Source organism: Microcystis sp. LEGE 08355, from assembly GCF_015207185.1.
GTDB lineage: Bacteria > Cyanobacteriota > Cyanobacteriia > Cyanobacteriales > Microcystaceae > Microcystis > Microcystis panniformis.
Genome location: NZ_JADEXI010000477.1, coordinates 1 through 3,622, shown reverse-complemented (window position 1 = coordinate 3,622; position 3,622 = coordinate 1). Strand labels below are relative to the sequence as shown.

Here is a 3,622-nt window from a genome sequence, read left to right as displayed (position 1 = left end):
AAGGGATTTTTAGCGGGTCGTTGATCGTACACTGAAAGAGAGAACTATTTTGGTTATCTAGATCACCGACGGTCAAAATTCCCTTAACTGAATCGGGGATGCGCGGAGATTGTAACAAAATTTATCGATTTATTGACAAAAAACACCGCTCATGCTATCAACTGAACCTAAAATCAACAATTCCGGACAAAAATATTTAGCCTATCAAGATTGTCTATCCCCGAATCAAACCCTGTTCCCCCTGACAGCCAAGGTTAATAACCGCGATTGTCTAGAAATCGGTGGTTGTGATGTGACCACCCTAGTGGAACGTTTCGGTTCACCCTTGTATATTGTCGATGAATTCACCCTCCGCACTGCCTGTCGTCAATACCTGCAAGGTTTCCAGACTCATTATCCCGGAGAATCTAGGGTAATTTATGCCTCGAAAGCGTGGAATTGCCTGGCCCTATCGGCCGTGGTCGCTAGTGAAGGATTAGGTTTTGATGTGGTGTCGGCCGGAGAAATTCACACGGTGTTAACCGCTTTAGACCAGATCAATAAAACTGATGTGCCGATATACTTTCATGGTAATAACAAATCGATCGCTGAGTTAGAATATGCGATCGAGCATAACTGCATTATTATCGTTGATAACTGGCTAGAGTTAGAAAATCTGGTTAAATTAGGCGAAAATCGTCCTGATACCCCTATTCCGATCCTATTGCGGTTAACCCCCGGTATCGAGTGCCACACCCACGAATATATTCGCACGGGTCACTTAGACAGTAAATTTGGTTTTGACCCTCATCAAATCGAAGCGGTATTTGACTATGTTTTAGCTCATCCGCTGCTGAATTGTCTGGGTTTACACGCTCACATCGGTTCCCAGATTTTTGAACGTCAACCCCACCAAGACTTAGCCGCTGTCTTGGCAGATTGGTTTAAATTAGGTTTAGAACGGGGTTTACCCCTAGAGCAATTAAACGTCGGGGGTGGTTTAGGAATTCGCTACCTCGAAAGTGATGACCCCCCAAGTATCGAGGAATGGGTGCAAGCGGTGTCCTTAGCAGTGGCCAAAGCTTGTCAGGAAAGAGGTATCGCTTATCCGCTGCTCATTGCCGAACCGGGACGCTCTCTGATTGCCACCGCTTGCGTAACGGCCTATACAGTGGGTAATCGCAAAGAAATCCCCGAAATCCGCACCTATATCGCCGTCGATGGCGGAATGTCCGACAATCCCCGACCGATTACCTATCAATCGGTTTACCGGGCCGTGGTCGCCAATAAAATGAGTCAAGAATGTCAGGAAGTGGTGACAATAGCTGGAAAACACTGTGAATCTGGCGATATTCTAATTAAGGATATTGCGCTACCGAAAACCAACCCAGGGGATATTTTAGTGGTTTTAGCCACAGGAGCCTATAACTACAGTATGGCTTCTAATTACAACCGCTTACCCCGTCCGGCGGCGGTAATTGTCCAAAATGGAGAAGCTAATCTGATCCTTGAACGGGAAAATCTGGCGGATTTGCTGCGTCAAGACCGCCTACCCACTCGACTCTCCTTAATATAAACCTCATCGCTATTGTCCCCCCATGTCGGGTTTTTTTCTGGACCCTCGCCGGTTATTGTCCTGGATTCTCAGCCATGGTCTGTCATTCCTAGACTTTGGGTTAGTTCTCCTGCTTACCTATATGCTGCTGCTAATTATCGGCGAGCGGCGTACCTTTTGGATGGTGCGAGGACTAATCTATTTAATGCTGGCCTCGGTGATTAGCGATGCCCTAGGATTGCGCTTGCTGGGGTTAGTCCTAGAAAAATTGATTTTGGGGTCGGCCGTGGCCATCGCTGTGATTTTTCAGTCAGAATTCCGCCGTTTTTTAGAATTATTGGGCAAAGGTCAAGTGTGGGAATTATTTAAAAAAAGTTCCCCCACTCCCAAGACCGATAATGTCATTGATGAGTTAGTGGACGCGGTGAAGGATCTATCTCAAAATCGCACCGGCGCGCTGATGGTATTAGAAACCAGTGGCAATCTCGACACCAAGGTGTTTGTCAATCCGGGGGTGACGCTAAATGGCGAAGTATCTAAGGAATTAATTCAAACTATTTTTCAAACTAAAACTTTACTGCACGATGGGGCCGTCTTTATCCGCGGCGATCGAGTGGTGGCCGCTGGTGTTATTCTACCCCTATCGGAGCGCAGTACCTCTAGGCAATTAGGCACCCGTCATCGGGCAGCCATGGGCATTACCGAAAGGCTAGATAATTGTATCTGTATTGTGGTTTCTGAGGAAACTGGCTCGATTTCCCTCGCGTCGGGGGGTAATTTGGATCGGCCTTTAACCAGTAGTAAACTAAAAGAGCTGCTCGAAGCGAAGTTTTCTCCGTCGGGAGAGGGGGAAGTGGTCGCACCGAGTTGGGGACGTTTAGGGCGTACAATTGGCTTAAAAGGTCGTCTAATCTTAGAAAAATTCTCCCGTTCGCCCAGAGCAACCCCGAAAGATAGAAAATGACTGTTAAACCGAGCTTATCACCAGAATTACCTACGGATTTAGATAAAAACCGTTTGCCTCAGCACGTCGCAGTGATTATGGATGGGAACGGTCGTTGGGCGAAAAGTCGTGGTTTACCCCGGATTATGGGCCATCAACGGGGAGTAGATGCACTCAAAGACTTGCTGCGCTGTTGTCGTGACTGGGGGATTCCCGCTTTAACTGCTTATGCTTTTTCGACGGAAAATTGGGGTCGTCCCCTGGAAGAAGTAGAGTTTTTAATGACTCTATTCGAGCGGGTTTTGCGGCGGGAATTGGAAGAAATGATGCAGCAAAATGTCAAAATTCGCTTTATTGGTAATTTATCAGCCTTGCCAGAGTCTTTAAGACGGGAAATTGCTAAATCTCAAGCAGAAACTAGCAAAAATTCCGGTATTCAATTTACGGTGGCTACTAATTATGGTGGTCGAGAGGAGATCGTGCAAGCTTGTCAGGCGATCGCTCGTCAGGTGCAACAGGGTTTAGTCTCCCCAGAAGCGATCGATGAATCTCTCTTTGAACAGTATCTTTATACTGCTGGGATTCCTAACCCAGACCTGTTAATTCGCAGTAGTGGGGAAATGAGAATTAGTAATTTTTTACTCTGGCAAATGGCCTACGCAGAAATCTACGTTACTGACACCCTCTGGCCCGATTTCGATCGAGTGCAATTTCACCGCGCTTTAAAAGATTATCAGGGTCGTCATCGTCGTTTTGGCAAATTATAGAGCCTGCAGCCCAAATTTAGCGAAATAGCCACTGTGGAGCAGTTAAAGGACAATTTTTGATTTTTCACTTTTAATCTTAAACTCCCTGGGGCAACGGTTAATACTCAATCCGTTAAGTATAGGTAACATATCAGGATAGGCAAAAGGCAAGAGGCAACCCCCCCTGCCCCCCGACATCGGGGGGGTAGGGGGAATAGATAATCAGTTTTTAATAACTGGATTTAGGTTAAACCGCGAGGGGAGGCAGTTTGTGATCCTCTCGATTTCCCCAATACGGTAATCCGTAAATCGGCCAGAGCTAGACTTTTTCCCCGACTAAAATAAAATAGGATGGAAAATAACTATCGACGATAAGCAGTTTTAAGATTATGGGATTCT

3 protein-coding genes are annotated in these 3,622 nt (G+C 46.3%); all 3 read left to right on the top strand.

The window, feature by feature from the left end; genetic code table 11:
* The first annotated feature begins 151 nt into the window (after positions 1-151).
* The 3 genes from lysA to uppS are packed head-to-tail and all read left to right on the top strand — an operon-like array spanning position 152 to position 3,244.
* Positions 152-1,555, top strand: a complete 1,404-nt coding sequence (lysA, locus tag IQ242_RS19525; RefSeq protein WP_193961107.1) for a diaminopimelate decarboxylase — start codon at positions 152-154, stop codon at positions 1,553-1,555.
* Positions 1,556-1,577: 22 nt separating this feature from the next.
* Positions 1,578-2,498, top strand: a complete 921-nt coding sequence (gene cdaA / locus IQ242_RS19520; protein ID WP_193961106.1) for a diadenylate cyclase CdaA — start codon at positions 1,578-1,580, stop codon at positions 2,496-2,498.
* Complete coding sequence (gene uppS / locus IQ242_RS19515) at positions 2,495-3,244, top strand: polyprenyl diphosphate synthase (RefSeq protein WP_193961105.1); 750 nt, start codon at positions 2,495-2,497, stop codon at positions 3,242-3,244. The genes cdaA and uppS overlap by 4 nt, the downstream gene beginning before the upstream one ends.
* Positions 3,245-3,622: the final 378 nt, after the last annotated feature.